The organism is Stenotrophomonas sp. TWI377 (assembly GCF_039674525.1).
Taxonomy (GTDB): Bacteria; Pseudomonadota; Gammaproteobacteria; order Xanthomonadales; family Xanthomonadaceae; genus Stenotrophomonas.
The window spans coordinates 95,551-121,267 of record NZ_JBDJNT010000013.1 but is presented as its reverse complement, the minus strand read 5'-3'; the positions used below and the strand labels follow the sequence as shown (position 1 = coordinate 121,267).

The window sequence follows — 25,717 nt, the reverse complement described above, 5'->3', positions numbered from 1 at the left end:
GGGGCCCTCCCCCCCCCCCCGCCTCCCGGGCTGGGCGGGCCCCGGCCCCGCCCCGCGGGCGGTTCCACACCTCCCGCGCCGGCCAGCGGCCGGCACTATCCGGTCACATTCGGGTTGAGGCATCGTCATACTCGGATCACCGCCGGGGAACGTGCCATGACGCATCCGCTGACCACTACGCTCGAACGCGAGCTGCCCGCTGCCACAGGCGGCTGCCAGCAGTCCTACGGGCGCATCGTGCTGGCCTGCCAGAACACGGTCACCGCGATCGCGCTGGCGATCACCCGCGACGTGCATGCCAGCGAGGACATCGCACAGGAGGCTTTCATCAAGGCCTGGCAGCAGCTTAACCAGCTGCACAACCACGCCAGCTTCCTGCCGTGGCTGCGCCAGATCACCCGCAACCTCGCCCGGGACTGGCTGCGCGCCAACCGCGGCCGCCCGCTCTCAGGCGAGGCCGCCGAGATCGCCATCAACATGGCCGCCGACCCCAGCCCCAGTGCCCCGGAACACCTGCAGCGGGTGGAAGAAGAACTGGCCGCCGAAGAGATCATCTCTGCGCTGCCCGAAGACAGCCGTGAGACGCTGCTGCTCTATTACCGCGAAGGCCAGAGTTCGCAGCAGGTCGCCGATCTGCTCGGGCTCAGCGATGCCGCCGTGCGCAAGCGCCTGTCGCGCGCGCGCGCCACCGTCCGCGAGGAAATGATGCGTCGCTTCAGCGACTTCGCCCGCAGCAGCGCGCCGAGCGCTGCGTTCGCGACCACCGTCGTGTCCATGGTGCTGGTCGCCGCCCCCGGTACCGCCAGTGCCGCGATCCTGCTCGGCACCGGGCTTGGCACCAGCAAGCTCGGCCTGGGCGGTGCCAGCGTTTCCGGCGGTGCCGCCCTGGGGTCGTTGACGGCAGCGGCCAGCCAGACCCACGTGTTGCCGCCGGATTTCGCGTGGGGTGCGATCCTCGGCAGCATGGTCGGTGGCGTGCTGGGCAGCTACCTGGGCGGCCGCTATCTGCTCTCGTATGCCGAGAGCCACGACGAGCGCACGGCCATCCGCGGCTTCGTGCACTACAGCACTTTCACCGCCATGGTGACCTGCGTGGCCGTGTTCGCCCTGGGCTTCCTGCCGCTGGCGTGGTACTGGCCGGTGGTGGCGTTGGCTATCGGCCTGGCCGTGATCAACTATCAATGCCTGGTTCCGCTGCAGCGGATCATGGCCCCGATGATCGCTCGCGATGCAGCGCGCCATGGTCGCACCGGCCCGAACTGGAAGTACGAGTCGCTGTATGGCCGCAAGGCGCTGTGGGTAATGAACCTGTTCGTGATCGGCACCATCGCCTGGGCGATGTACAGGAACGGCCGCATCTGATGTAGAAAAAGCGCCGGTCGATGACCGGCGCTTTCGTTGTGCAGCTTCAGCGTATCGCTTACTTCGCGGCCGGTGCCTTCGGCGGCATCGGCGGCTTGCCATCGCGATGATCGCCACGCGGGCCACCGAACGAGCCCTTGGCCGCATCGAACTCAGCCTTGCTCAGCTGGCCGTCCTTGTTGGTGTCGGCCGCAGCGAACCAGGCATCACGATGCTGCTTCATGCGCAGCTCGCGGTCGGCCTTGTCCAGGTAACCATCCTTGTTGACGTCCATCGCATCGAAGCGCGCGGCCAGGCGCGGGTCGGCCTTGGCCTCTTCGCGGCTGATGCGGCCGTCCTTGTTGGTGTCCAGCTTGGCCATCCAGTCGCCATGCCCACCCGGGCCACGCCCGTGGCGCTTGCCGTGCCAGCGCGGCAGTTCCTCACGGGACAGCTTGCCGTCCTTGTTGGCATCGAGCGTGTCGAACTGCGCGGCCAGACGCGGCGACCTGGCCGCCTCGGTGCGGTCGATGAAGCCATCGCCATTGGTGTCCAGCTTGGCGCGGGCAGGCTTGTCGGCGGCGGCGGGGGTATCGGCGGCGACCGCCAGGCCGGCAGCACCGGTGGACAGCAGCAGGGCCAGCAGCAGGAGGGATTTGCGGTTGCGCATGGGTAACTCCGGTTCGTAAGGGAAACTGCGTGCGGTGCGTGGCACCCACACCGGTAACAACGCGTGGACGCGGGAGGCGTTGACAGCCCGGCCGGCCATGTTCATGTGGCAGACAGTCGCGGCGCCTGCGACGGCACGGGGCTATGCTGTAGGCATGGCAATACACGGCGACCGCGACGACGAGCTCCGACTGTTCCAGACCGGTGACCACCCCTGTGGCTACTGGCCGGAACGGGCCGCGCGCGATCTGGTGCTCGATCCCAACGATCCGCGCCTGGGCACGCTGTACCCGATGGCACTGGGCTGGGGCTTCCGCCGCTCCGGCGATCTGGTCTACCGCCCGCACTGCGCGGACTGCCACGCCTGCGTGGCCGTGCGCATCCCCGTGGCCCGCTTCGCGCCGGACCGCAGCCAACGCCGCTGCCTGGCCCGCAACGCCGATCTGGAAGTGCGGATCGTTGCCGCCGAACAGACCGAAGAGCAGTTCGCGCTTTACCACCGCTACCTGACCCATCGCCACGCGCAGGGCGGCATGGACGAGCACGGCCCGCACGAGTTCGACCAGTTCCTGATCGGCCGCTGGTCGCAGGGCCGTTTCATCGAACTGCGCGGCCCGACGGTGGACGGCCATCGCGGCCCACTGCTCGGGGTGGCCGTAACCGATGTCACCCTGCAGGGACTCTCGGCGGTCTACACCTTCTTCGACCCGGAGCAGTCCCATCGCGGCCTGGGCACCTTCGCGATCCTGCAGCAGATCGCCTGGGCCCAGCGCGAACAGCTGCCGCACCTGTACCTGGGCTACTGGATCCGCGACCACCGCAAGATGGACTACAAGCGCCGGTTCCGCCCGCTGGAGGCCTATGACGGCCGCCGCTGGCACGCCTTCGATGACGAACTGGACGGCCGCTGACGCAACACTGACACCGTGCCGGGTGCAAAATAGGCGAATGAAAGCCCATCCCCTGATCCTTGCCCTGGCCCTGCTGTGCGGCGCCTGTGCCCAGACCCCCGCCAAGACCGCCGCCATGCCGGATACCGCTTCCGCACCGCTGCGGATCGCCACCTACAACACCTCCCTGTACAGCGACGAGACCGGCGGCCTGATCGCCGAGCTCGAAGGCGACAGCGAACACGCGCGCAAGATCGCCGCCGTCCTGCAGCAGGTCCGTCCGGATCTGGTGCTGCTCAACGAGTTCGATTACGACGACGCCCACCGCGCCGCCGACCTGTTCCAGCAGCGCTACCTGGAAGCCGCACAACCGGGCGGCGGTGAGCCGCTGCACTACGCCTACCGCTACCTCGCCCCGGTCAACACCGGCGTGCAGAGCGGCCTGGACCTGGACAACAACGGCGAGATCGGCGGCGAAGGCCGCGCCCGTGGCAACGATGCCTGGGGCTACGGCCTGCACCCCGGCCAGTACGGCATGCTGGTGCTGTCGCGCTACCCGATCGATGAAGCCAAGGTCCGTAGCTTCCAGCTGCTGAAGTGGAGCGCGATGCCCGGCGCCCTGCGCCCGATCGACCCGCGCACCGGGAAATCCTTCTACAACGACCACGTCTGGTCGCAGCTGCGCCTGTCCTCCAAATCGCATTGGGACGTGCCGGTGACCACCCCGAACGGCACCGTCCATGCCCTGGTCTCGCACCCGACCCCGCCGGTCTTCGACGGCCCGGAGAAGCGCAACGCCGCCCGCAACCACGACGAACTGCGCCTGTGGCAGGACTACCTCAAGGACCGCGACACCTCCTGGCTGTGCGATGACCGCGGCCAGTGCGGCGGCCTCCCGCAGGACGCGCGCTTCGTCATCCTCGGCGACCTCAACAACGACCCGGTCGACGGCGACGGCCGCCACGACGCGATCGTCGAACTGATCGAAAACCCCCGCGTCCTGCGCTACCCCACCCCGCGCAGCGTCGGCGCAGAGCAGACCAGCCTGGCGTATGCCGAAAAAGGCATCACCCGCAAAGGCGCGCCCTTCCACGCCACCGGCGACTTCGGCCCGAAGTCGGGCACGATGCGGCTGGACTACGTCCTGCCCTCGGTCGGCTTCAACTACATCGGCAGTGGCGTTTTCTGGCCGGCCAACGAAAGCCCGGACGCGAAGATCGCCGACGGCAGCGACCACCACCTCGTGTGGGTCGACCTGAGGTAAGGCCCGCGTCGCTCTTAACAAAAAACGGCGAGCCAAGGCTCGCCGTTTTTCGTTTGCTCCGCTGTTCGAACCGCGCAACCGACCTTCCACGAGGAGGTGATCGGGCAGCCCGATGAAGGACCGTGTGCGGCATGGATGCCGCACTACGAGCCCCCAGGGATGGGTTTACGGCGGGTCCTGCATCGGGCTGCCCGATCGCCTCACACCGGCAGCACCCAAGGCGCCCTGCCTCACGACCGCAGCTCGATCCCGATCGCCTCAGCCGCCTCACGCGCAATCTTCCGCGCCTCATCGACATCCGCCCCCCGCGCCAGCGTCACCCCTACCCGGCGATGCCCGTGCACACTCGGCTTGCCGAACAGGCGCAGCGCCGAATCCGGCTGCACCAGCGCTTCGGCCACATTGCTGAAGAACGGCACGCCTTCGCCGTGGGCCAGCATCGCGCACGACGCCGACGGACCACTCTGGCGGATCACCGGGATCGGCAGCCCCAGGATCGCGCGCGCATGCAGCGCGAACTCACTCAACTCCTGCGAGGCCAACGTCACCAGACCCGTGTCATGCGGCCGCGGTGATACCTCGCTGAACCACACCTCGTCGCCCTTCACGAACAGCTCGACCCCGAACAGCCCCCAGCCACCCAGCTCATCGGTGATCGCCTGCGAAATCTCCTCCGCCCGTGCCAGTGCGCGCGGCGACATCGGCTGCGGCTGCCAGCTTTCTCGGTAGTCGCCGTCTTTCTGCCAGTGCCCGATCGGCGCACAGAACGAGGTCCCGCCTGCGTGACGCACGGTCAGCAACGTGATTTCGTACTCGAAATCGATGAAGCCCTCCACGATGCAGCGCCCGGCACCGGCGCGGCCACCGGTCTGCGCATACTCCCAGGCCGGCGCGATGTCGGCGTCCTGGCGCAGCGTGCTCTGGCCCTTGCCCGAGGAGGACATTACCGGCTTGACCACGCACGGCAGGCCAATCGCGGCCACCGCCGCGCGGTACTCGGCGTCGGTATCCACGAAACGGTACGGCGAGGTCGGCAGGCCCAGCGTCTCGGCGGCGAGCCGGCGGATGCCTTCACGGTCCATCGTCAAGCGCGCGGCACGCGCGGTGGGCACCACGCGCAGGCCCTGCTCCTGTTCCAGCTGGACCAGCGTCTCGGTATGGATCGCCTCGATCTCAGGCACCACCAGATGCGGCTTCTCCAGTGCAATCAGCGCGCGCAGCGCCATCGCGTCGAGCATGTCGATCACGTGCGAACGGTGTGCCACCTGCATCGCCGGCGCGTTGGCGTAGCGGTCAGCAGCGATTACCTCCACCCCCAGCCGCTGCAGCTCGATGGCGACTTCCTTGCCGAGTTCGCCGGATCCCAGCAGCAGCACACGGGTGGCGGAAGGAGACAGCGGCGTACCGAGCGTGGACATGGCAGTGTTCCGGACAACAGGGGCGGGAGGGCATTCTAGCCGGTGCCGCCGCCGCGTGGCCGGCCCGGGCGGCACTTGCAGAGTGATATCAATTTGATATCTTCCAGTCAACTACCCAAGGACGCCCCGCCATGAAAGAGAAGTCGATCCGCTCGCTGTCCGGCCTGCCCTTCCTGCTGCTGGTGCTGGCCCTGACCGCGGTGGCCGTGTGGATGTTCGTGGTCGGGGTGGACAAGGGCAACCGCAACCCGGCGCTGATCGTGGGCAGCCTGGTGCTGGCCACCACCGCCCTGCTCAGCCTGGTCGGCCTGTACACCGTGCAGCCCAACCAGGCCGTGGTCGTCAGCCTGTTCGGCAAGTACGTCGGCACCGTCAAGGAGAACGGCCTGCGCTGGAACAACCCGTTCTTCACCAAGGTCAAGGTGAGCCAGCGCGTGCGCAACTTCGAAAGCGGCAAGCTCAAGGTCAATGAGCTCGACGGCAGCCCGATCGAGATCGCCGCGGTGATCGTGTGGCAGGTCGTTGATGCTTCCGAAGCTGTCTACAACGTGGATGACTACGAGAGCTTCGTGCACATCCAGTCCGAATCTGCGTTGCGCGCGATGGCGACCAGCTATCCGTACGACCAGCACGAAGAAGGCCAACTGTCGCTGCGCAGCCATGCCGCCGAGATTTCCCAGCACCTCAAGGACGAGCTGGCCGAGCGCCTGGCCGATGCCGGCGTGCAGGTGATCGACGCGCGCATCAGCCACCTCGCCTATGCGCCGGAAATCGCCCAGGCGATGCTGCAGCGCCAGCAGGCCAATGCGGTCATCGCCGCGCGTACGCGGATCGTCGCTGGCGCGGTCGGCATGGTCGAAATGGCCTTGGCCGAACTGCAGAAGAACGGCGTGGTCCAGCTCGATGAAGAGCGCAAGGCGCACATGGTGAGCAACCTGCTGACCGTGCTGTGTTCGGATCGTGGCACCCAGCCGGTGGTCAACGCCGGTTCGCTGTATTGATGCAACAGCGTGCCGACCCATGGTCGGCACCTACCAACGCAACGCGGCGCCGAGGGGACGGCACGCGTTGTAGATAAAGGACCCCGCATGACCGAAAAGAAAGCCTACCCGCTGCGTATCAATGCCGACGTTCTGGCGGCGGCGCAGCGCTGGGCCGACGACGAGCTGCGCAGCCTCAATGCACAGATCGAATACGTGCTGCGCGATGCGCTGCGCAAGGCCGGACGCCTTCCCAAACCCACCCCCGACAAGGAAAGCAAGCCATGAGCAGGCGCTGGAGCTACCTGACCGTTGAAGTAAAGCCGGGCATGATGGGCATTGTGAAACCCAAAGACATACAGGACGAGCTGACCCGGCACGGCAACCTTGGCTGGGAACTGGTCAACCTTGTCTTCGCGCCGCCCCTCAATACGGCGTTGCTGATCTTCAAGAAGGAGGATTGAGATGTCTGAAGCTCAATCCTTCGAGGTTGCCCCATCGCCGGTCCGGCGACTGCTGTGGCTGTGGGTTCCGCTACTGCTCGTCGCCGGCCTGATGGTGGGCACCGCGCTGGACGCGCCGGAGCGTTCACACACCGAACTGTTCATCACCCTGCCGTTCCTGGCGGTGCTGGCGGCCGCGCTGACCTGGGCGTACACCCGCCGCCGCATCGTGCTCCACCAGGACACGCTGGACGTGCAGTCGACCTTTTACCGCAAGCGCGTGCCGGTGAGCGACATGCGTCTGGACGAAGCGCGCATCGTCGATTTCGCCGAGCATGGCCGTTACAAGCCCTCGATCAAGACCAATGGCTACGGCGTGCCGGGCTTTCAGTCCGGGCATTACCGGATGGCCGACCGCAGCAAGGCGTTCTGCCTGATCACCGACAGCAGCCGTGTGCTGCACCTGCCGCTGCGCGATGGCAGCGCCCTGGTGATCAGCCCGGACCGCCCACGGGTCCTGCTCGATGCCCTGAAGGCGCTGGCCGCGCGGCCGGGCGCGCACTAAGCTGGCAGCATGCGCCGATCCCCTGCCCTGCTGATCAACACCGCCGAGATCGAACTGTGGCCCGGCGGCCTGCTGCGTGCACGCGGCTCTGCCGACGCCCGCGCCTTGGCTCGCGCGCAGTGGGTACTGCGGCGCAAGCGCGATGGGCGCTACCTCGCCGTCGCTACCGCCCACGGCGTGCTGCCGCTGGTGCCGCGCCTGATGCGCGAGCCGGGCATCGAGGAGGCACTGGATGCGCTGGACCGCCAGCTGCTGGATCGCCGTCGTGGCAACGCGCCCGATGCGGTGCTGCCCCTGAGTGGACTGCAGCATCGCCTCGAAACCCTCGGGATTGATGCCGATGCCTACGAGGCCGCGACCGGTCTTGCGCTGGAGGCCGAACCGGCTCAGCTGCACCTGGCCGGCTTCGACCGCTACCGGCGCCCGCTATGGCTGCAGCGCGAGGCCGCACGGGGCTGGCAACGACTGCGCCAGCAGGCGGCCGCCGATGGCATCGCGCTGGATGCGATCTCCGGTTACCGCAGCCACGACTATCAGCTGGGCATCTTCGCGCGCAAACGCAGCCGCGGGCTGAGTGTGGAGGACATACTGAAGGTCAACGCCGCGCCCGGTTACAGCGAGCATCACAGCGGCCTTGCGCTGGACATCGGCACGCCGGGCGAACCGCCGGCGGAAGAATCGTTTGAGTCGACGGCCGCGTTTGCGTGGCTGGCCGAGCATGCGGGCCGCTTCGGCTTCCAGCTGAGCTACCCGCGCGACAACCCGCACGGGATTGTCTACGAACCGTGGCATTGGTGCTGGCGCGACGCCACACCCTGACCGGGGCGGCCCACAAGGAGGACAACCATGGACGATCAGAATCCCTACCAGGCCGGTGAGGTTCCCCCCTCCACGCCCATGGCACCGCACTGGGAACAGGTGCCGAGCGGGATCACCAGACCAGTCACGCAGCTCTGGTTACTGGGCGCGGGACTCACCGTGTTCACCCTCGCCACGGGTGGCTGGACGTGGGCCAAGAACCAGCACGTGTTCGCCATGATGAACTTCATCGCTGCTGCGATGCTGAGCTGCGTTTACCTGGGTCTGGCAGTGGGGGTCTACAAACGCAGCCGGGTTGCGGCCTGCCTGACCGCTGCGCTGTGGGCATGGGTGTTCGTGATGCATCTGAGGCTGGACAGCGCCGGCATGGCAGACACGCTGCGGAGGATGGGAATGCTGGTGGTGATCGGGGTCGTGGTACTCCGCGGCACCTACGCCACCTTCCGCCATCACCGCTACCTTGCGGCGAAAAAGCGCCACCCAGCACGGGCACGAATCAGCGACGACCCGGCCTTCGCGCCGGAGCCGCCGGACGCGTAGCCTCACCCCTGCGAACGATTGGTCGTCGCCTTCGGATCCACCGTGAAATCGGCGATACGCCACAGGTACAGACTGGCGTAGGTCCGGAACGGGCCCCACCTCTCGCCACGGGCGAGCAGTTCCTTCGGGGTCGGCATCCGCTCGGCCTTGTCCACGCGCTGCGCTCCCTTGCGGATACCGAGGTCGTCCACCGGCAGGATGTCCGGGCGACCCAGCCGGAACATCAGCATCATCTCCACCGTCCAGCGGCCGATGCCGCGGATCGGAACCAGCGCATCGATGATCGCATCATGGTCCATCACCGACATCCGGCGCAGGTCGGGAATCTCGCCTGCTGCCTCGCGCCTGGCCAGGTCGCGCAGGGCCAGCGCCTTGTTGCCGGAGACACCGCAGACGCGCAGCCCGGGGTCATCGATACGCGCAAGCGTATCGGCGTGCAGCCGGGTGCTGCCGATGGCCGTCTCCACCCGCCCAACGATGGTCGAGGCGGCCTTGCCGCTGAGCTGCTGGAACAGGATTGCCCTGGCCAGCGCATCGACCGGATCGAACGTCTTCGCCCACCCGGGCTGCGCCTGGATCGGGCCGAGCCGCTTCATCCACGTGCCCAGCCGCCGGTCGCGCCGGCTCAGCCAGGCATGCGCCTCATCGACATCAAAGCCGCGGCGGTATCGGGGCATGTCAGCGCCTCAGCGCGTTCAGCCCGTAGGCCAGCCAGCCCACCATCAGCGCGGTGCCACCGACCGGCGCCAACGAGGTGCTGAGCTTCCACAGCGCGCCCGCCACCAGGCTGCCGGAGAACAGCAGCGTGCCGATCAGCAGGACGTACAGGGCCAGCCGGCCCAGCGTGTTCTGCTGGGTCGGACCAAGGACGGCCAAGGCCACACCGTGCCCGAACGCGTACAGCGCCGCGGTGGTCACATGCGACTGCGCCAGCGGGTCGGCGATGCCATGGGAGGCGTAAGCCGACAGGCCCACCGCCGTGGCCGCGAGCAGCCCGCCCAGGCCGGCCAGCAGGGAGGGTTTGCGCGTGCGTCGTTCCAGGTTGAGCATGCTTGCGTCCTTCAGACAGTGCCCCGTGGCCGGAGCCAAAAAAAAACGCGCCGCAGGAAGCGGCGCGTTTCAGGTCGTGCGTTACATCACGGCAACCGTCGGATTACTTGACGGCCCAGTAGATGTCGTACGTGCCTTCCGGAGTGAACGACTTGTCCACGCCGTCCTTCCAGGACTCGTACGGACGATCGATCACTTCGTTGCCGCCGGTCACCGACCACGCACGCAGGGCGTTGCGGGCGATGTCCAGGCCGGCCATGTGGCCGGTGTAGGCCGCGTGGGCCGAACGATGCGGAGCCACATGCACGTACTTGACCGGTGCACCATCGTCGATCTTCACCGTCAGGGCTTCGGCCGTCGCGGCCTCGGCACCCTTCTTCTTGACCGGCTGGGCCACGTCGAAGGCGTACTTCTCGGCGCCGAAATCGGTGGTGATGATGCGGAACGGACCGGCGGCTTCGAGGTTGTTGGCCTCCATGACGCGCTTGATCCACTCCTGGTTGTCCTTGATGGACTTGGTGATGGTCTCCTGGCCGCGGTCCACGTTGCCGGCGGTGACGACCAGCAGGTCCTCGGCCGGGACGTCCACGATGGCCAGATCGGTCAGCGGGGCTTCGGCGGTGCGGTAGTCGATGTTCGGCACGGTGGCCAGCATGTTGGCCATGCGCGACAGACCCAGCTTCAGGTCGTCACCGGCGTGACGGCTGACGTACAGACCAGCGTAACGACCGAACAGGTTGAAACCGTACTTGACGCTGTAGTCCTGCGTGATCTTGACGTTGCGGCCACCCTTGCCGGTCGGCTCCAGGGTGAAGCTGGTGGTCTTGTCGTGACCCTTGGAGGCGTCCTCGATCGCAATCGCCACGTGCTTGTTCTGCTCGGACTCGGTGATCACCCAGCTACCCTCGCCCAAGGAGCTTTCCTTGGAGGCGTAGTCCAGGCGTGCGCCGACGCCGGCAGCGGGGCCGGAGTACTTCAGTTCAACGGCGGGATCGCGCAGCAAGAGCGGGTTCCAGTCCTTGAAGCGGCGCAGGCTGTTGACCGTGTCGTACACGATCGTCATCTTGCGGTTGGTCTCGATGCTTTCGGAAATATGGCGCTCGCCCGGCAGACATACGCCAATGATGACGAACAGGCCAGCCACGATCCCCAAGGCGATCAGGAACTCGATAATACGGGTCATTCAGGAGTCTCCGGGGCCGATCCCACGGCCGGGTTGATTGAAGCGAAGCGCCAATCCTAGCAGGCTTCGCCGGTGTTGTTGATCAGGGTTGGCACACCGGTTTCCATGTCGGCAGCGGTTTTGCATAGACAAGGAGCGGAAAGATAACGCATCGCGCGTGTCAGCACGTAGCGGATGGACAATATTTCTTTGCCGGATTCGGCTGTCGAGACCGAAAATCCCCCTGCATCGCTTGCGCTGCAAGGGTTTCGCAGAATTCAGAAATTACCTGCAAACCCGTCACCGCCCGAAGGCCGGCGCCGGGTCCACCGGCTCAGACCAGCTGCAGCTCGAAGGCCTTGAGCACCGCCCGGGTGCGGTCGCGCACCCCCAGCTTGGAGAGGATGTTGGACACGTGGTTCTTGATCGTGCCCTCGGCCACGCCCAGTGAATTGGCGATCTCCTTGTTGGAGAAGCCGCTGGCCATCAGCCGCAGGATCTCGGTTTCGCGGTCGGTCAACGGGTCCGGCCGGTCCAGGCTCACGAACTCGTTGCGCATGTGCTCCAGGCCCGACAGCAGCCGCTGGGTGACCGCCGGCTGCACCAGCGAGCCGCCATCGGCCACGGTCCGGATCGCGCCCACCAGCTGGTCCAGGGTCACGTCCTTGAGCAGGTAGCCCTTGGCCCCGGCCTTGAGCCCGGCCAGGACGAGCTGGTCGTCGTCGAAGGTGGTCAGGATGATGGTCGGCGGCAGCTGGTTCAGCCGCGACAGCATCTGCAGCGCCTCCAGGCCGGACATCACCGGCATGCGCATGTCCATCAGGACCACGTCCGGGCGGACCTGGGGAACCACCTCGACTGCCTGGCGGCCATCGGCGGCCTCGGCGACCACCTCGATGCCGTCATCGAGCGCCAGCAGTGAGCGGATCCCCTGCCGCACCAGGGTTTGGTCGTCGACCAGGCAGACGCGAATCATCAACGCACTCCTTCAATGACAGCGGTCAGCATCAATACTGGCACGCCGGGTACCGAGGCACGAAGGCGGAAGCCCTGGCCCCGGCGGGTTTCGATCTGCAGCTCACCACCGCATTGTTGCAGGCGCTCGCGCATCCCGCGCAACCCGTTGCCGACCACGATCCCGTCGGCGCCCACCCCGTCATCATGCGCTTCCAGCACCACGATGCCCGGCGCCTCGCGCCGGACCTTGATCCAGAGGTTGCGCGCGCCGGCGTGCCGCACTGCATTGGTGATGATCTCCTGGGTGCAGCGCAGCAGCACGTGGGCCCGCTCGGGGTCTTCCACGCTCAGCGGCTCGTCGATATCCAGGTGGATCTCCAGCGAGGGGACCTGCTCGGTCAGCGGGCGCAGCGCGGCGGCCAGATCGATCGCGCCACTGTCGCGCAGCTGGCTGACCGCCTCGCGCACGTCGGTCAGCAGCAGCTTGGCCAGAGTATGGGCCTGGTGGACGTGTTCCTGCGCCTGCCCTTCGGTGATGTGGCCGGCCACTTCCAGATTCAGGCTGAGCGCGGTCAGGTGATGGCCCAACAGATCGTGCAGCTCCCGGGAAATGCGGGTGCGTTCGTTGACGCGGGCGCTTTCGGCCAGCAGCACGCGGGTGGCGCGCAGCTCGGTATTGAGCCTTCGCTGCTCTTCACGGGCATCGGTCTGCTGCCGCGCCACCAGGCTGGTCACGAAGATGAACATGGAGAAGCCGCCATACAACAGCGACTGCATCACCGCTTCGAACAAAGAGAAATTCAGGATGAGGTAGTAGACCGGCAGCACTGCCAGCTGGCTCAGCAGCAGCCAGATCACGCCACCGCGCACCGGCAGCATCCACGGGATGACCCCGGCAGCGACCATCATCAGGATGCTGCCCAGCCCGGAGCCGCTCAGATAGCTCACGCCCAGCGCCGACGCGGTCAGCAGCACCAGCATGACCCGGTCATACCAGCGCGAGTGGCCGCCGTTGCGCAGCCCGCGGGTCAGCCAGAAGTAGCCGGCGCCGAAGGCCAGGTACGCAGCAAACAGCCACAGCGCCCACGCATCGACGCCTCCGCCGCGGCGCAGCAGCGCTTCGTACTGTGAGTAAACCAGGGGAAGTCCGACCATGACCCAGGTGAACAGGCCGGCCAGTCGCAGTACTCGGGTGTGGCTGAGGTATCCCAACATGGACGCATAGTAGGCTGAACCTGTTCCCCTGCACTCCCACAGAAGTCATGCCTGTCCGCTCGCGGGGGGAAGCCACCCATGCAATAATCGGACCGAGGGCCCCTCGATGGGCCAACCGCGTTACCCCACGGAGTCACAATGTCGATTGTCATCCGCGACGTGCGCGAGCACGAGCTCGATTCCGTCCTGGCCCTGAACAACAATGCCGGCCTGGCCATCCTGCCGTTGGATGCCGCCCGCCTGCGTCTGTTCTATGAAAGCGCTGAGTATTTCCGCGTCGCCGAGCGCGACGGCAACCTGGCCGGTTTCCTGATCGGCTTCGGCAGCGACAGCCAGCACGACAGCAGCAACTTCGCCTGGTTCAAGCAGCAGCTTGACAGCAAATTCTTCTATATCGACCGCATCGTGGTCGCCAGCCGCCGTCGCGGCGGTGGCGTTGGCCGTGCGTTCTATGCCGATGCGCAGAGCTACGCCGAGCTGCGTTACCCGCAGCTGACCTGCGAGGTGTTCCTCGATCACGGTGCCGATGCCGCCCTGCTCTTCCACGGCAGCTTCGGCTTCCGCGAGGTCGGGCAGAACAACATGGCCCACGTGGATGTGCGCGCCAGCATGCTGCTCAAGGACCTGTGCAGTTACCAGTGGGTGCACGACACCTACGGCGACCAGTTGCCGGATGTGCCCTGGGTGGGCCATCGCCGCGAGCCGCTGCGCGTGCAGCAGCAGACGGGGACCTGATCGGTGGCAGCGAACATGGATTTTGAACAGGCCGGTGAACTGAAGATCGGCCAGGTCGGCATCGCCAATCTGCGTATCCGCACCCTCGATGTCGAGCGCCTCACCCGTGAAATGCAGGAACGTGTCGCGCGTGCGCCGAAGCTGTTCGGGCGTGCAGCCGTGATCCTGGATTTCGGCGGACTCAGCAGGATGCCGGACGTGGCGACCGCCAAGGCGCTGCTGGACGGCCTGCGCAAGGCCGGCGTGCTGCCGGTTGCGCTGGCCTACGGCACCACCGAAACCGACCTGCTTTCCCAGCAGCTCGGCCTGCCGCTGCTGGCCAAGTTCCGCGCCCAGTACGAGCGCGCCGAGGCCGAACCGGCCCCTGCGCCCCTGCCGGTCGCCGAACCGCCGCCGCGCCGTGCGCGTGCCGCCGCTGCCGTGCCTGCGGCACCGGCGCCGAGTGCGGTGGCCACCGGTGGCGCGCCCAAGCCGGGCCGCATGCAGACCGCCAATGTCCGCTCGGGCCAGCAGCTGTATGCGGAAAACTGCGACCTGACCGTCATGGCCACCGTCGGCGCGGGCGCCGAGGTGATCGCCGACGGCAGCATCCACATCTACGGTACGCTGCGGGGCCGTGCCCTGGCAGGTGCCCAAGGCAACACCACGGCGCGTATTTTCTGCCGTGAATTCCACGCTGAACTGGTCGCCATTGCCGGCCATTACAAGGTACTGGACGATGTTCCGGACTCCCTGCGCGGCAAGGCCGTGCAGGTGTGGCTGGAACAGGACCAGATCAAGATCGCTGCGCTGGACTGACGCAGCCCCCAAACAGAAGAATCAGGAGAAATCCTTTGGCTGAAATCATCGTAGTCACCTCCGGCAAGGGCGGCGTCGGCAAGACCACCAGCAGCGCCAGCCTGGCCTGCGGGTTGGCACGTCGTGGCAAAAAGGTGGCGGTGATCGACTTCGACGTCGGCCTGCGCAACCTGGACCTGATCATGGGCTGCGAGCGCCGCGTGGTGTACGACTTCGTCAATGTCGTGCACGGCGAAGCGACCCTCAAGCAGGCCCTGATCAAGGACAAGCGCTTCGACAACCTGTACGTGCTGGCTGCCTCGCAGACCCGCGACAAGGACGCACTGACCCAGGAAGGCGTGCGCAAGGTGCTCGACGATCTCATCGCCGACGGCTTCGAATACGTCATCTGCGACTCCCCGGCCGGTATCGAGAAGGGCGCGTTCCTGGCGATGTACTACGCCGACCGTGCGGTCGTGGTGGTGAACCCGGAAGTGTCTTCGGTGCGCGACTCGGACCGCATCATCGGTCTGCTCGATTCGAAGACCCACAAGGCCGAATCCGGCAAGAACGTGCCGGCCTTCCTGCTGCTTACGCGCTACAGCCCGGTACGGGTGGAAAGCGGCGAAATGCTCAGCATCACCGACGTGGAAGAAGTGCTGGGCCTGAAGGCCATTGGCGTGGTGCCCGAATCGGGCGACGTGCTCAATGCCTCCAACAAGGGTGAGCCGGTCATTCTGGACCCCGAATCGGCGGCGGGCCAGGCATACGAAGATGCGGTTGGCCGCATCCTTGGCGAAGAGCGTCCGATGCGCTTCACCACCGTGGAGAAGAAAGGCTTCTTCAGCAAGCTGTTCGGAGGGTAAGCATGGGACTGTTCGATTTCCTGAACCGAAAGAAGACCACTGCCGAAACGGCCAAGAACCGCCTGCAGATCATCATCGCGCAGGAACGCAGCCACCGCGGCGGCCCGGACTACCTGCCTCTGCTGCAGCGCGAGCTGCTGGAAGTGATCAAGAAGTACGTCAACATCGACGCTGATGCGGTCAAGGTCGATCTGGTCAAGGACGGGGAGCACGATGTGCTCGATATCTCCGTCGCCTTGCCGGAAGGCCCGCAGCAGCCCTGATCGACATCGCCCCTTCCGCGTTGGAAGGGGCGGTTGAGCGGTAACCCATGAACGACGCTGCCCCCACCGCCGAACCGCAGGTCACCTGTGTCGGCGATATCCGTTTCGACGATGCCCTCGCCCTGCTCGCCACCCACGATCTGCACCTGCATCGTGTGGCCGACGGCGCGCCGATTCCGGGCAGCTATTGGGGTGAACCCGAAGCCGGCATCATCGGCAGCGACGTGTATGTCCGCGATGACACGCCCGTGCACTCGATGCTGCACGAAGCTTGCCACCTGATCGTGCTGCCGCCGGAGCGGCGTGCGCTGGTGCACACCGATGCCACCGATTCGGTGCCCGAAGAAGACGCCACCTGTTACCTGCAGATCGTGCTGGCCGCGCAACTGCCAGGCGTCGGCAGCGCGCGCTTGATGCTGGACATGGATGCGTGGGGGTATACGTACCGGCTGGGGTCTACGAAGGCGTGGTTCGAGCAGGATGCGGAAGATGCCAAGGCGTGGTTACTCGAACGCGGCCTTCTTCCTGCGTAAATCCGCATGTGCGGCTGGTCCCGGGCGCGTGGCGACGCGCCAAGCGTATAGGCGCCAGGGTGTTCACTCGGCGCGGTTCGAGCAGGACGGTGAAGATGCACTTGCCTGGTTGATGTAGCGCAGGTTGCTTCTGCCGTAGAGCCGACCGTTGGTCGGCTGTCATGCGCTGTGACGCGACGTCAGGAGCAGCCGACCAACGGTCGGCTCTACCCGGCCATCGCGCGCAGGGTGATGCCCACGATGTAGGCCAGATACGTGCCCGTCGCGTAGCCCATCGTGCCGAGCAGCACGCCGACCGGCGCCAGCGAGGGGTGGAACGCCGCCGCGACCACAGGCGCGGAGGCCGGCCCGCCGATGTTGGATTGCGAACCAATCGCGAAGTAGAAGAACGGCACCTTCAGCGCGCGCGCCAGCGCCCATAGCAGCACGATGTGCACGGCGATCCAGATCAGGCCGAGCAGGAACAGCCACGGGCGGTCCAGCAGCGCCAGCAGGTCCATCTGCATGCCGATGCAGGCGATCAGGAAGTACAGCAGCAGCGAACCCAGTTTGGAGGCACCGGCGCCTTCCAGGTTGCGCGCACGGGTGAAGCTCAGCGCCAGACCGCAGGTAGTGGAGATCACCACCACCCACACGAACGGCGCGTCCAGACTGAACTGCGAGGCCCAGGCGACATGCCCCTTGAACCACGCCGAGACCGGCCCGGCAATCGCATGCGACAGGCCCACCACGCCGAAGGCAACGGCGACGATCAGCATCAGGTCGGTCAGGCTGGCCACGCGCTCATGCTGTGCCTGGAAGGCCTGGATGCGCAGCTTGAGGGCATCGATGCCCGAGGTGTCGGCACCGCTGCGCGCATCGATCTTTGCCGCGCGCCCGGCCATGAAGATCAGCACCGCCATCCACACATAACCGACACCGACATCGACCACCGCGAACTGCCCGAAGGTGGTCGCGTTGACATCGAAGACTTCGCGCATCGCCAGCATGTTGGCGCCGCCGCCGATCCAGCTGCCGGCCAGCGCCGCCATGCCGGCCCACGTGTCGCCGGCCACCGTCGCCGGATGCAGCCACTTCATCAACTGGAAGGCGACCACGGCGCCGATCATGATGCTGAGCGAGGCGCCCAGGTACATCACGATCAGTTTTGGTCCCAGCCGCAGGATGCCCTTGATGTCCACGGCCAGGGTGAGCAGCACCAGGGCGGCGGGCAGCAGGATGTCACGAGCGACCGGGTTATAGAGATGGGTGTTCTGGCCATCGATCAGGCCGACGGTGTTGTACACACCGGGAATCAGGTAGCACAGCAGCAACGCGGGCACGTAGGTATAGAACCGCTTCCACAGCCCCTGCTCGCGCGAGGCGGTCCAGAACACGGCACCGAGGGTGGCGGCGATCAGGCCGAAGACGACGATGTCGTTCTGGATCAGGGCGGGAGCTTTCACGGGTGTGGAGTACCTGGAGGAGGGGCGTGCGATTCCACACGGCTCGGGAAAACAATCACCGGTAGAGCCGACGATGACCGGTTACACCGCCGACGATGACCGGTTATACCGCCGACGATGACCGGTTATACCGCCGACGATGATCGGTTACACCGCCGACGTTAGCCGGTTACACCGCGGCCGATCACCGGTGATACCACGGCCAACGAGACCCGGTGCCATGAAGAAGCGCCGCCCCTGGGGGCGGCGCTTCAAACCGGCTTATTCGCCGATGTGCTGCTTCAACCAGCCGTTGACAGTGTCGTGCCACTGCACGCTGTTCTGCGGCTTGAGCACCCAGTGGTTCTCATCCGGGAAGTACAGGAACTTGGATTCGATACCCTGGCGCTGCGCAGCGGTGAACGCGGCCAGGCCCTGCTCCACCGGAATGCGGTAGTCGAGCTGGCCGTGCACGATCAGGATCGGCTTCTTCCAGTCGGCCACATGGTTGACCGGGTTGAACTTCTCATAGTTGGCCGCCTTCTCGTATGGCGTGCCACCCTGCTCCCACTCGGTGAACCACAGCTCTTCGGTGGCGTAGCCCATCATGCGCTGGTCGAACACGCCGTCATGATTGACCAGGCACTTCCACGGCTCGTTCCAGTTGCCGGCGATCCAGTTGACCATGAAGCCGCCGTAGCTGGCGCCCAGGGCACACGCCTTGTCACCGTTGAGGAACGGGTACTGCTTCTGTGCCGCGGCCCAGCCCTTCTGCAGGTCTTCCAGCGGGCGGTCGCCCCAGTGCTGGCTGATCGCATCGGTGAAGGCCTGGCCGTAGCCGGTGGAGCCGTGGAAGTCGATCATGACTACCGCGTAGCCCTGGCCGGCGTAGGTCTGCGGATTCCAGCGGTAGCTCCAGCCGTTGCCGAAGCTGCCCTGCGGGCCACCGTGGATCAGGAACGCGACCGGGTAACTCTTGCCTTCCTGGTAGTTGTACGGCTTGACCACGTAACCGTGCACGGTCTCGTTGTTCCAGCCCTTGAACTGGAACTGCTCGTAATCGCCGAAGGCGACGTCGGGCAGCATCTCACCGGCGCTCGGGGTGATCTCGCGCGGGTTGGCACCATCGAAGGCGGCCACGATGATCTGATCACCGCTCTTCAGACTGTTCTTCGTATACGCCAGCGTGGTGCCGGCGATCACCGGCGAGCCGATGCTGCCGCCGTCGGCCACCACTTCAGCGGTGCCGGTGGCGATATCGACGCCGAACAGGCGGTGCTCGCCCATGTCGTCGGCGCTGGTGTAGATCAGCGTGCCGTCACCGGACAGCACGATCTCGCCGGCCGAACGATCCCACTTGGGTGCGATCTCGCGGGTCTTGCCGGTGGCCACGTCCATGGCCATCAGGCCGAAGCGGTCCGCTTCGAAGCCCGGGCGCTTCATGGCGCGGTAGTACAGGGTCTTGCCGTCGGCGCTGAACACCGGGCCGGCATCCCAGGCCGGGTTGGCCGCGGTCAGGTTGACCGGGGCCTGCTTGCCCTCGGCATCCAGACGGTACAGATCGAAATTGGTCGACCACGGCTCCTGCTTGCCGGCCACGCGGATCGCGGCGACCACGCTCTGGCCATCCGGCGACCAGGTGAAGTCGTCATTGCCGCCGAACGGCTTGGACGGCGCATCGCCGGCCAGCGTCGCGCTGATCGCCGAAGCACCCTTCACCGCGGCGGCCTTGCCTGCCGGCAGCGGCGCCACGAACAGCGTATTGCGGCGGCCATCGGCCCAGGTATCCCAATGGCGCACGAACAGGTTATCGAACACCTCACCGGTGTTCTTGCGCGCCTTGTGCGCGTCCAGCTTCTTGCTGGTGCACGCCAGGTCCGAACCGCAGTCCTGGAACACGCCGCTGCTGAAGGCCACGCGGTCGCCCTGCGGGGAGACGTGGAAGCTGTCCACATCGACGGGGAAGTCGGTCAGCTGGCGCGGCGTGCCGCCGGTGGTCGGCTGCGCGTAGAGCTGCTGGCTGCCGTTCCTGGCGCTCAGGAAGTACACCGTCTGGCCATCGGCCGACAGCGCTGCGGAATTGACGTTCCAACCGGCCGGAGTCAGCGGCTTGGGCGGGGCCAGGTCACGCGTGCGCAGGTTGCGGATGTACAGGCCGGTGCTGGCCTTGCTGTCGGTACCGACCACGCGCTTGGCGAAGATCACGTTGCCGCCATCGGCGGTGAGCAGCGGGCTGGAGACCCGATCCAGCGCGATCATGTCGCGCACATCCAGGCCACGCGTGGCCGCCAGCGAGGGCATCGCGGTCAGCAGGCACAACGGCAGCAGGGCGTAACGAAGTTTCATCGGGGTCTCCGCGGAACGGCAAAACGCCGATGGTAGGGCCGAGGGGTGGCCCATGCAAAGGCCATCGGTCATGCCGTGCCCTGGGCGCTCCAGAAACGACAAACCCCGCCGGAGCGGGGTTTGTCGTGACGCACACCGGGGTCGCTGGTTAGACCGAACCCACCGCGCGTTTGCCGGTGCGATAGATCAACCAGCCGACCAGGAACAGTACGGCCAGACCGATCCACTGCGCGCCCGGCAGGTGGAACGGCAGCGCCAGCACGTCGGCGCGGCTGCTGATGACGATCGGTACTGCGATCGCGATACCCATCAGGGCTTCACCGGTGATCAGGCCGGCGGCGAACAGCACGCCCGGCTTGTGCACGCGGTCGCGGCCTTCTTCATCGTCGCCGCGGATCTTGTGGAAACGCTCCACCAGGTAGGCGATCAGGCCGCCCAGGAAGATCGGCACCATCAGCTCCAGCGGCAGGTAGATACCGATCGCCGCGGCCAGCACTGGCACGCGGAAACGGGCGTTGCGCGACTTCAGCCAGCTGTCAAAGGCGATGATCGCCGCGCCGACCACGGCACCGATGCCGATGAAGGTCCACGGCAGCTCGCCGCCGAACAGGCCCTTGGCCACCGAGGCCATCAGGTTCGCCTGCGGTGCGGCCAGCGCGTTGGGATGCAGCTCGGACTTCACGCCGATGCCGTAGGCGGTGGCCAGCAGGTTCAGTACCGGCGCCATGATCAGCGCGCACGAGAACGCGCCGATGCCCAGCATCAGCTGCTGCTTCCACGGGGTGGCACCGACGATGTAACCGGCCTTGAGATCCTGCAGGTTGTCGCCACCGACCGCGGCCGCACAGCACACCACCGCACCGATCATGATCGCGGCCACCGCACCCAGCGGGGCGCCGCCCACGCCGACCGGGGTCAGGCCGTCCTTGCCGAGCAGCAGCACCAGCACCGCCGAGGCGAACAGGATGGTGGAGATGGTGATGCCCGAGACCGGGTTGTTGGAGGAGCCGATCAGGCCGGCCAGGTAGGCCGAGACCGAGACGAACAGGAAGCCGGCCACGATCATGATGAGCGTCATCGGGATCGAGACGTGCCACTGGCCCACGATGGCCTGGTACAGCGCCAACAGCGGCAGGGTGAACACCACCAGGGCCACCAGCATCCACTTCATCGGCAGGTCGCGCTCGGTGTGCGCCAGCGCCGGGCCACCGCTCTTGCGGGCCGCGGCAAAGCCACTCTTGACGCCATTGAGCAGCGACTTGCGCAGCGAGATCAGGGTCCACACGCCACCGATCAGCATCGCGCCCACGCCCAGGTAACGCATCTTCGCGCCCCAGATGGCGAACGCCGCCTCGGTGGAGCTGGCCGTGGCGATCGAGGCGGCCAGGGCCGGATCGGTGTTCATGAAGAACGACTGGTACAGCGGAATGGCGATATGCCAGGTCAGGATCGAGCCGGACACCACCACGATGCCGACATTCAGGCCGACGATGTAGCCCACACCCAGCAGCGCCGGGGACAGGTTGGTGCCGATGAAGGCGGTGATCTTCGAGCTGCCCACGTAGGCCGAGGTGGCCCAGGCATCCGGAATCAGGCGCAGGCCGCTTTCGGCGGCCAGCTTCACGAAGGCGCCGATCACCGCCGACACAGCCAGGATCTTCAGGCCCGGGCCGGGGTTTTCACCGGCCTTGAGCACTTCGGCGGCCGCCTTGCCTTCCGGGAACGGCAGCGGATCTTCGACGATCATCGAACGGCGCAGCGGCACCGAGAACAGCACGCCCAGCAGGCCACCCAGGCCGGCGATGCCCAGCACCCACCAGTACTTGAAGTCCGGCCAGTAGCCCATGATCACCAGCGCGGGAATCGTGAAGATCACGCCGGCGGCGATCGACGAGCCGGCCGAAGCACCGGTCTGGACGATGTTGTTTTCAAGGATGGTGCCACCGCCGAGCAGGCGCAGCACGCCCATGGAGATGACGGCCGCGGGAATCGCGGTGGCGATGGTCAGGCCTGCGAACAGACCGAGGTAGGCGTTGGCGGCCGACAGAATCACCGCCAGCACGATGGCAAGCACCACCGCGCGGAAAGTGAGCTGGCGTGGCGCAGCGTCGTTGTTCATGGAAGCCCCTGCTGGCAAAAAATCCCTGCCACGCTAGCGTTCATGTACGGGCAAGTCCAGTAGTGCCGGCCGCCGGCCGGCAACCCCGCACCACCTGATCGAGGCCCATGTTGACCTACGCGGGCCGCCGCCGCTGCGACACGCCGGACTCGGCAACGTCCAAGGCCGGGCCCATCCACTTTAGTTATGTTATATCCTATCGCACCGAGCAACCGGCGCTGCTGTGACGCATTCCCCCACCTCCCGCCTGACCTCCATCGACCAGCTGCGCGGCACCGTCATTGTGCTGATGCTGCTCGACCACGTGCGCGAAACCTTCTACATGCACCAGCAGGTCGGCGACCCCATGGTGGTGGACCAGGTCGAGCCGGCGCTGTTCGTCAGCCGGCTGCTGGCGCATCTGTGTGCCCCGGTGTTCGTGCTGCTGACCGGCCTGTCGGCCTGGTTGTACGCCAGTGGCAAGCCGGATGGGCGCCGGGCCGCGTCGGCTTTCCTGCTCAAGCGCGGCCTGTTCCTGGTGGTGCTGGAGCTGCTGGTGGTCAACTTCGCGTGGACGCTGCAGTTCCCGCCCAGCGTGATGTACCTGCAGGTGATCTGGGCGATCGGCATCAGCATGATCGCGCTGGCCGGGCTGTTGTGGCTGCCACGCGGCGCACTGGCGGTGCTGGCGCTGGCCGTGATCGCCGGGCACAACCTGCTCGATGGCGTCCGCGTGCAGGGCGACGGGGTGCTGGCCGTGCTGTGGAAGGTGCTGCACCAGCGCGACTGGATCACCGTGACCGACGGGCTGCGCCTGCGGACCTCGTATCCGGTGCTGCCGTGGATCGGCGTGATTGCACTGGGCTGGGTGATCGGCCCGTGGTTCGCACGCGGCGGCGATGCCCTCCTGCGCCAGCGTCGCCTGTGGCTGGCCGGTGCCGGTGCGCTGCTGGCGTTCGTCATCCTGCGGGCGGTGAACCGCTACGGCGACAGCCCGTGGCAGTCCTTCGCCACACTGGGCAGCACGCTGATGAGCGTCTTCAACGTCACCAAGTACCCGCCCTCGCTCCTGTTCCTGCTGCTGACCCTGGGCATCGGCCTGCTGTTGCTGCGCCTGTACGAGCAGCCGCGCGTGGCACGGGCGCTGGCGCCACTGGCCGACATCGGCGCAGCACCGATGTTCTTCTACCTGCTGCACCTGTACGTGCTGAAGCTGCTGTACGTGCTGGCCGAAGCACGCTGGGGGCACACCCACGGCGCGTATGTCGCCGTGGACCACGTGGCGAGCCTGTGGGTGATCACCGTGGTGCTGGCACTGGCGCTGTACTGGCCCACGCGGGCGTTCGCGCGGTTCAAGGCGCGGCGGCGGGATCTGGCCTGGCTTCGCTATCTGTAAGCGCGCGATGCCGGGATGGTGAGGCTGCCGGCCAGCGGCCGGCACTACTAGAGCGTAGCGGCCGGCACTACGACAGCGGAGCGGCCGATACCACGACGGCGGAGCGGCCAGACACGGCACGGCTGACCCTTCGCCCCGGGCCTATACTCGCCCCCTTGTCCGCCCTGCCCGATCCCTCGATGACCGCAGCCGCCCTGCCCGCCGCCGCAACCTCCACCCCCACCGACGACTTCCTCGGCCATCCCAAGGGCGTCTACATCTGCTTCTTCACCGAGATGTGGGAGCGGTTCTCGTTCTACGGGATGAAGGCGCTGCTGCTGCTGTATCTCACCAAGTACCACCTGTTCGGCGACAAGGCCGGCCTGGATCTGCTCGGCGCGTACGGTGGCCTGGTCTACTGCATCCCGGTCTTCGGCGGCCTGCTCGCCGACCGCTGGCTGGGCATGCGCAAGGCGGTGGTGTTCGGCGGCGTGCTGCTGGTGCTCGGGCATCTGGGCATGGCCTTCGAAGGTCACGCAGCGGTCCGCGTCGATGGCGCGGTGGTCCGCGATGACGCCGCGCTGGGCATCACCTACCTGTCGCTGGCCCTGATCATCATGGGCGTGGGCTTCCTCAAGCCGAACATCTCCACCATCGTCGGCAAGCTGTACCCGGAAAACGATCCGCGTCGCGATTCAGGCTTTTCGCTGTTCTACGCCGGCATCAACCTGGGCGCGCTGTTTGCCTCGCTGGTGTGCGGCTTCCTCGGCGAAGCCTATGGCTGGAAGTACGGCTTCGGCGCGGCCGGTATTGGCATGGTGATCGGCCTGGGCATGTTCCTGTGGGGCCAGAAGTACCTGCAGGGCCACGCCGAACCGTCCGACCTGCCGGCACTGCGCCAACGCGTGCTCGGCATCCGCCGCGAATGGCTGATCTATGCGGTGGCCGTGCTGGGCGTGGTGCCGGTCGCCGCGCTGATGTGGGCCGCGGCCAATGGCGCGTTCGCGCTCGGCGGTGAAATCAGCCTGGCGCTGATGTTGATGATCGTGGTGCTGGGTGGCGTGCTGGTCTGGTTCGCCTGGTTCACCGGCACCCGCTGCACGCCGGTGCAGCGCCAGCAGATGATCGCGCTGATGGCGCTGATCTTCATGGCGCTGGTGTTCTTCACCCTGTACGAGCAGACCTACGGCTCGTGGGTGACCTTCACCGATCGCCTGCTGACCAAGGACCTGGTGCCGTCGCTGGTGATCCAGGGCGGCACGCCGCTGCCGTGGTCGATCGCCTCGCTGCTGTTGGCACCGCTGGGCTTCGTGGTGGCCGCGCGCCTGTCGGAGCGAAACCCGGGTTCGTCCGCGCCGCGCAACCTGTTCATCGCCATTGTGGCCGCGATGCTGGTGATGCTGATCCGCGACTGCCTGGTGATCCCGCAGACGGCCGGCTCGCTGACCTACCTCGGCGGCCTGTTCCTGGTGGTGCTCGCCCCGCTGTTCGCGATGCTGTGGGCGTGGCTGGACCGTCGCCGCATGGACCCGTCCAAGCCGGTCAAATCCTCGATCGGGCTGATCTTCGCCGCACTGTCGTTCGTGCCCCTGGCACTGGCGGCGCAGCAGGTGGGCGCGACCGGGCAGATGGCCAGCGTGTGGTGGCTGGTACTGGCCTACCTGATCCTGGAGATCGGCGAAATGTGCCTGTCACCGGTCGGTCTGTCCGCCGTTACTCAGCTGGCCGCGCCGCGGGTGGTCAGCCTGATGATGGGCACGTGGTTCCTGGCCACCGCGTTTTCGGAAACGCTGGCCGCGCTGTTCGGCAAGCTCGCCGCGATCGAGGTACCGGAAGGCGAAACCATGAACATCGGCAGCGCCGCCGCCAGCTACGAACACCTGTTCTGGCTGCTGATGTGGATCGGCCTGGGGTGCGCGGCGGTTGCCCTGGCCTGTTCGCCGCTGCTGAAGAAGATGATGCACGGGGTGAAGTAGCCGAACCGCGG

At 66.6% G+C, this 25,717-nt stretch carries 26 protein-coding genes; 16 read left to right on the top strand and 10 right to left on the bottom strand.

The window, feature by feature from the left end; translation table 11 throughout:
* Positions 1–156: 156 nt before the first annotated feature.
* Entirely contained in the window at positions 157–1,362 is a 1,206-nt protein-coding gene (locus tag ABE546_RS12750) for an RNA polymerase sigma factor (RefSeq protein WP_313217590.1), read from the top strand.
* 58 nt (positions 1,363–1,420) lie between these two features.
* On the opposite strand, the gene ABE546_RS12745 is transcribed toward ABE546_RS12750, so the two are convergent.
* On the bottom strand, positions 1,421–2,011 hold the full coding sequence (locus ABE546_RS12745) for an EF-hand domain-containing protein (protein ID WP_346463949.1): 591 nt from the start codon (positions 2,009–2,011) through the stop codon (positions 1,421–1,423).
* A 154-nt stretch (positions 2,012–2,165) separates the two neighbouring features.
* Between ABE546_RS12745 and ABE546_RS12740 the strand changes: the two genes are divergently transcribed.
* Together ABE546_RS12740 and ABE546_RS12735 are read left to right on the top strand one after the other, a co-directional pair.
* Positions 2,166–2,921: an arginyltransferase gene (locus tag ABE546_RS12740; RefSeq protein ID WP_346463948.1), complete on the top strand. Its 756-nt coding sequence runs from the start codon at positions 2,166–2,168 to the stop codon at positions 2,919–2,921.
* 37 nt (positions 2,922–2,958) lie between these two features.
* Positions 2,959–4,164, top strand: a complete 1,206-nt coding sequence (locus ABE546_RS12735) for an endonuclease/exonuclease/phosphatase family protein (RefSeq protein WP_346463946.1) — start codon at positions 2,959–2,961, stop codon at positions 4,162–4,164.
* A 230-nt stretch (positions 4,165–4,394) separates the two neighbouring features.
* Here the strand turns inward: ABE546_RS12735 and purT are convergent, their stop codons facing one another.
* The gene (gene purT, locus ABE546_RS12730) at positions 4,395–5,582 is read right to left on the bottom strand and encodes a formate-dependent phosphoribosylglycinamide formyltransferase (RefSeq protein ID WP_346463944.1); all 1,188 of its coding nucleotides are present in this window, start codon (positions 5,580–5,582) and stop codon (positions 4,395–4,397) included.
* 131 nt (positions 5,583–5,713) lie between these two features.
* Here purT and ABE546_RS12725 point away from each other — a divergent pair, with 131 nt between their 5' ends.
* The 6 genes from ABE546_RS12725 to ABE546_RS12700 all read left to right on the top strand — a co-directional run bounded on the left by ABE546_RS12725 (position 5,714) and on the right by ABE546_RS12700 (position 8,929).
* Positions 5,714–6,583, top strand: coding sequence for an SPFH domain-containing protein (locus ABE546_RS12725; protein WP_088432124.1), 870 nt, complete (start codon positions 5,714–5,716; stop codon positions 6,581–6,583).
* Positions 6,584–6,670: 87 nt separating this feature from the next.
* Positions 6,671–6,850 carry an Arc family DNA binding domain-containing protein gene (locus ABE546_RS12720; RefSeq protein ID WP_313212733.1) on the top strand — a complete coding sequence of 60 codons (180 nt, stop codon included), beginning with the start codon at positions 6,671–6,673 and terminating at the stop codon, positions 6,848–6,850.
* Positions 6,847–7,026, top strand: a complete 180-nt coding sequence (locus tag ABE546_RS12715) for a DUF4177 domain-containing protein (protein WP_123728652.1) — start codon at positions 6,847–6,849, stop codon at positions 7,024–7,026. Before ABE546_RS12720 ends, ABE546_RS12715 begins: the two co-directional genes overlap by 4 nt.
* A 1-nt stretch (position 7,027) precedes the next feature.
* Positions 7,028–7,570 carry a PH domain-containing protein gene (locus ABE546_RS12710; protein ID WP_346463943.1) on the top strand — a complete coding sequence of 181 codons (543 nt, stop codon included), beginning with the start codon at positions 7,028–7,030 and terminating at the stop codon, positions 7,568–7,570.
* A 9-nt stretch (positions 7,571–7,579) separates the two neighbouring features.
* Positions 7,580–8,389: a M15 family metallopeptidase gene (locus ABE546_RS12705; RefSeq protein WP_346463941.1), complete on the top strand. Its 810-nt coding sequence runs from the start codon at positions 7,580–7,582 to the stop codon at positions 8,387–8,389.
* Between the two features lie 27 nt (positions 8,390–8,416).
* Positions 8,417–8,929: a hypothetical protein gene (locus tag ABE546_RS12700; protein WP_346463939.1), complete on the top strand. Its 513-nt coding sequence runs from the start codon at positions 8,417–8,419 to the stop codon at positions 8,927–8,929.
* A gap of 2 nt (positions 8,930–8,931) precedes the next feature.
* On the opposite strand, the gene ABE546_RS12695 is transcribed toward ABE546_RS12700, so the two are convergent.
* From ABE546_RS12695 to ABE546_RS12675, 5 genes are all read right to left on the bottom strand, one after another.
* Positions 8,932–9,606 carry a DNA-3-methyladenine glycosylase gene (locus tag ABE546_RS12695; RefSeq protein ID WP_346463938.1) on the bottom strand — a complete coding sequence of 225 codons (675 nt, stop codon included), beginning with the start codon at positions 9,604–9,606 and terminating at the stop codon, positions 8,932–8,934.
* A gap of 1 nt (position 9,607) precedes the next feature.
* A complete protein-coding gene (locus ABE546_RS12690; RefSeq protein WP_346463936.1) occupies positions 9,608–9,979 on the bottom strand; it encodes a DUF423 domain-containing protein in 372 nt (123 codons plus the stop codon).
* A 103-nt stretch (positions 9,980–10,082) separates the two neighbouring features.
* Positions 10,083–11,162: an SRPBCC family protein gene (locus ABE546_RS12685; RefSeq protein ID WP_313212728.1), complete on the bottom strand. Its 1,080-nt coding sequence runs from the start codon at positions 11,160–11,162 to the stop codon at positions 10,083–10,085.
* A 313-nt stretch (positions 11,163–11,475) separates the two neighbouring features.
* On the bottom strand, positions 11,476–12,117 hold the full coding sequence (locus ABE546_RS12680; protein ID WP_019184539.1) for a response regulator transcription factor: 642 nt from the start codon (positions 12,115–12,117) through the stop codon (positions 11,476–11,478).
* Positions 12,117–13,313: a sensor histidine kinase gene (locus tag ABE546_RS12675; RefSeq protein ID WP_088432115.1), complete on the bottom strand. Its 1,197-nt coding sequence runs from the start codon at positions 13,311–13,313 to the stop codon at positions 12,117–12,119. The genes ABE546_RS12680 and ABE546_RS12675 overlap by 1 nt, the downstream gene beginning before the upstream one ends.
* A gap of 138 nt (positions 13,314–13,451) precedes the next feature.
* On the opposite strand from ABE546_RS12675, the gene ABE546_RS12670 reads away from it, so the two are divergent.
* From ABE546_RS12670 to ABE546_RS12650, 5 genes are read left to right on the top strand one after another with little or no spacing between them, the layout of a single operon-like run.
* A complete protein-coding gene (locus ABE546_RS12670) occupies positions 13,452–14,048 on the top strand; it encodes a GNAT family N-acetyltransferase (RefSeq protein WP_088432114.1) in 597 nt (198 codons plus the stop codon).
* A gap of 15 nt (positions 14,049–14,063) precedes the next feature.
* Positions 14,064–14,846, top strand: coding sequence for a septum site-determining protein MinC (gene minC / locus ABE546_RS12665; RefSeq protein WP_313217578.1), 783 nt, complete (start codon positions 14,064–14,066; stop codon positions 14,844–14,846).
* 35 nt (positions 14,847–14,881) lie between these two features.
* Positions 14,882–15,691 carry a septum site-determining protein MinD gene (minD, locus tag ABE546_RS12660; protein WP_088432112.1) on the top strand — a complete coding sequence of 270 codons (810 nt, stop codon included), beginning with the start codon at positions 14,882–14,884 and terminating at the stop codon, positions 15,689–15,691.
* A 2-nt stretch (positions 15,692–15,693) separates the two neighbouring features.
* The gene (gene minE / locus ABE546_RS12655; RefSeq protein WP_017355894.1) at positions 15,694–15,954 is read left to right on the top strand and encodes a cell division topological specificity factor MinE; all 261 of its coding nucleotides are present in this window, start codon (positions 15,694–15,696) and stop codon (positions 15,952–15,954) included.
* Between the two features lie 47 nt (positions 15,955–16,001).
* Entirely contained in the window at positions 16,002–16,487 is a 486-nt protein-coding gene (locus ABE546_RS12650) for a hypothetical protein (protein WP_313217576.1), read from the top strand.
* Between the two features lie 206 nt (positions 16,488–16,693).
* Here the strand turns inward: ABE546_RS12650 and ABE546_RS12645 are convergent, their stop codons facing one another.
* The 3 genes from ABE546_RS12645 to ABE546_RS12635 all read right to left on the bottom strand — a co-directional run bounded on the left by ABE546_RS12645 (position 16,694) and on the right by ABE546_RS12635 (position 22,376).
* Positions 16,694–17,932 carry a DUF819 family protein gene (locus ABE546_RS12645; protein ID WP_313212725.1) on the bottom strand — a complete coding sequence of 413 codons (1,239 nt, stop codon included), beginning with the start codon at positions 17,930–17,932 and terminating at the stop codon, positions 16,694–16,696.
* A 261-nt stretch (positions 17,933–18,193) separates the two neighbouring features.
* Complete coding sequence (locus tag ABE546_RS12640; RefSeq protein ID WP_346463934.1) at positions 18,194–20,257, bottom strand: S9 family peptidase; 2,064 nt, start codon at positions 20,255–20,257, stop codon at positions 18,194–18,196.
* Positions 20,258–20,405: 148 nt separating this feature from the next.
* Entirely contained in the window at positions 20,406–22,376 is a 1,971-nt protein-coding gene (locus ABE546_RS12635; RefSeq protein ID WP_346463932.1) for an oligopeptide transporter, OPT family, read from the bottom strand.
* Positions 22,377–22,599: 223 nt separating this feature from the next.
* Between ABE546_RS12635 and ABE546_RS12630 the strand changes: the two genes are divergently transcribed.
* Both ABE546_RS12630 and ABE546_RS12625 read left to right on the top strand, forming a co-directional pair.
* Positions 22,600–23,751, top strand: a complete 1,152-nt coding sequence (locus tag ABE546_RS12630) for a heparan-alpha-glucosaminide N-acetyltransferase domain-containing protein (protein WP_346463931.1) — start codon at positions 22,600–22,602, stop codon at positions 23,749–23,751.
* Positions 23,752–23,930: 179 nt separating this feature from the next.
* Entirely contained in the window at positions 23,931–25,706 is a 1,776-nt protein-coding gene (locus tag ABE546_RS12625) for an oligopeptide:H+ symporter (RefSeq protein WP_346463929.1), read from the top strand.
* Positions 25,707–25,717 lie beyond the last annotated feature (11 nt).

Bases quoted from the DNA above. Each gene is read 5' to 3' on its own strand.
- ABE546_RS12750 (WP_313217590.1), top strand. From the start codon at position 157: ATGACGCATCCGCTGACCACTACGCTCGAACGCGAGCTGCCCGCTGCC.
- ABE546_RS12745 (WP_346463949.1), bottom strand. From the start codon at position 2,011: ATGCGCAACCGCAAATCCCTCCTGCTGCTGGCCCTGCTGCTGTCCACC.
- ABE546_RS12740 (WP_346463948.1), top strand. From the start codon at position 2,166: ATGGCAATACACGGCGACCGCGACGACGAGCTCCGACTGTTCCAGACC.
- ABE546_RS12735 (WP_346463946.1), top strand. From the start codon at position 2,959: ATGAAAGCCCATCCCCTGATCCTTGCCCTGGCCCTGCTGTGCGGCGCC.
- purT (WP_346463944.1), bottom strand. From the start codon at position 5,582: ATGTCCACGCTCGGTACGCCGCTGTCTCCTTCCGCCACCCGTGTGCTG.
- ABE546_RS12725 (WP_088432124.1), top strand. From the start codon at position 5,714: ATGAAAGAGAAGTCGATCCGCTCGCTGTCCGGCCTGCCCTTCCTGCTG.
- ABE546_RS12720 (WP_313212733.1), top strand. From the start codon at position 6,671: ATGACCGAAAAGAAAGCCTACCCGCTGCGTATCAATGCCGACGTTCTG.
- ABE546_RS12715 (WP_123728652.1), top strand. From the start codon at position 6,847: ATGAGCAGGCGCTGGAGCTACCTGACCGTTGAAGTAAAGCCGGGCATG.
- ABE546_RS12710 (WP_346463943.1), top strand. From the start codon at position 7,028: ATGTCTGAAGCTCAATCCTTCGAGGTTGCCCCATCGCCGGTCCGGCGA.
- ABE546_RS12705 (WP_346463941.1), top strand. From the start codon at position 7,580: ATGCGCCGATCCCCTGCCCTGCTGATCAACACCGCCGAGATCGAACTG.
- ABE546_RS12700 (WP_346463939.1), top strand. From the start codon at position 8,417: ATGGACGATCAGAATCCCTACCAGGCCGGTGAGGTTCCCCCCTCCACG.
- ABE546_RS12695 (WP_346463938.1), bottom strand. From the start codon at position 9,606: ATGCCCCGATACCGCCGCGGCTTTGATGTCGATGAGGCGCATGCCTGG.
- ABE546_RS12690 (WP_346463936.1), bottom strand. From the start codon at position 9,979: ATGCTCAACCTGGAACGACGCACGCGCAAACCCTCCCTGCTGGCCGGC.
- ABE546_RS12685 (WP_313212728.1), bottom strand. From the start codon at position 11,162: ATGACCCGTATTATCGAGTTCCTGATCGCCTTGGGGATCGTGGCTGGC.
- ABE546_RS12680 (WP_019184539.1), bottom strand. From the start codon at position 12,117: ATGATTCGCGTCTGCCTGGTCGACGACCAAACCCTGGTGCGGCAGGGG.
- ABE546_RS12675 (WP_088432115.1), bottom strand. From the start codon at position 13,313: ATGTTGGGATACCTCAGCCACACCCGAGTACTGCGACTGGCCGGCCTG.
- ABE546_RS12670 (WP_088432114.1), top strand. From the start codon at position 13,452: ATGTCGATTGTCATCCGCGACGTGCGCGAGCACGAGCTCGATTCCGTC.
- minC (WP_313217578.1), top strand. From the start codon at position 14,064: ATGGATTTTGAACAGGCCGGTGAACTGAAGATCGGCCAGGTCGGCATC.
- minE (WP_017355894.1), top strand. From the start codon at position 15,694: ATGGGACTGTTCGATTTCCTGAACCGAAAGAAGACCACTGCCGAAACG.
- ABE546_RS12650 (WP_313217576.1), top strand. From the start codon at position 16,002: ATGAACGACGCTGCCCCCACCGCCGAACCGCAGGTCACCTGTGTCGGC.
- ABE546_RS12640 (WP_346463934.1), bottom strand. From the start codon at position 20,257: ATGAAACTTCGTTACGCCCTGCTGCCGTTGTGCCTGCTGACCGCGATG.
- ABE546_RS12635 (WP_346463932.1), bottom strand. From the start codon at position 22,376: ATGAACAACGACGCTGCGCCACGCCAGCTCACTTTCCGCGCGGTGGTG.
- ABE546_RS12625 (WP_346463929.1), top strand. From the start codon at position 23,931: ATGACCGCAGCCGCCCTGCCCGCCGCCGCAACCTCCACCCCCACCGAC.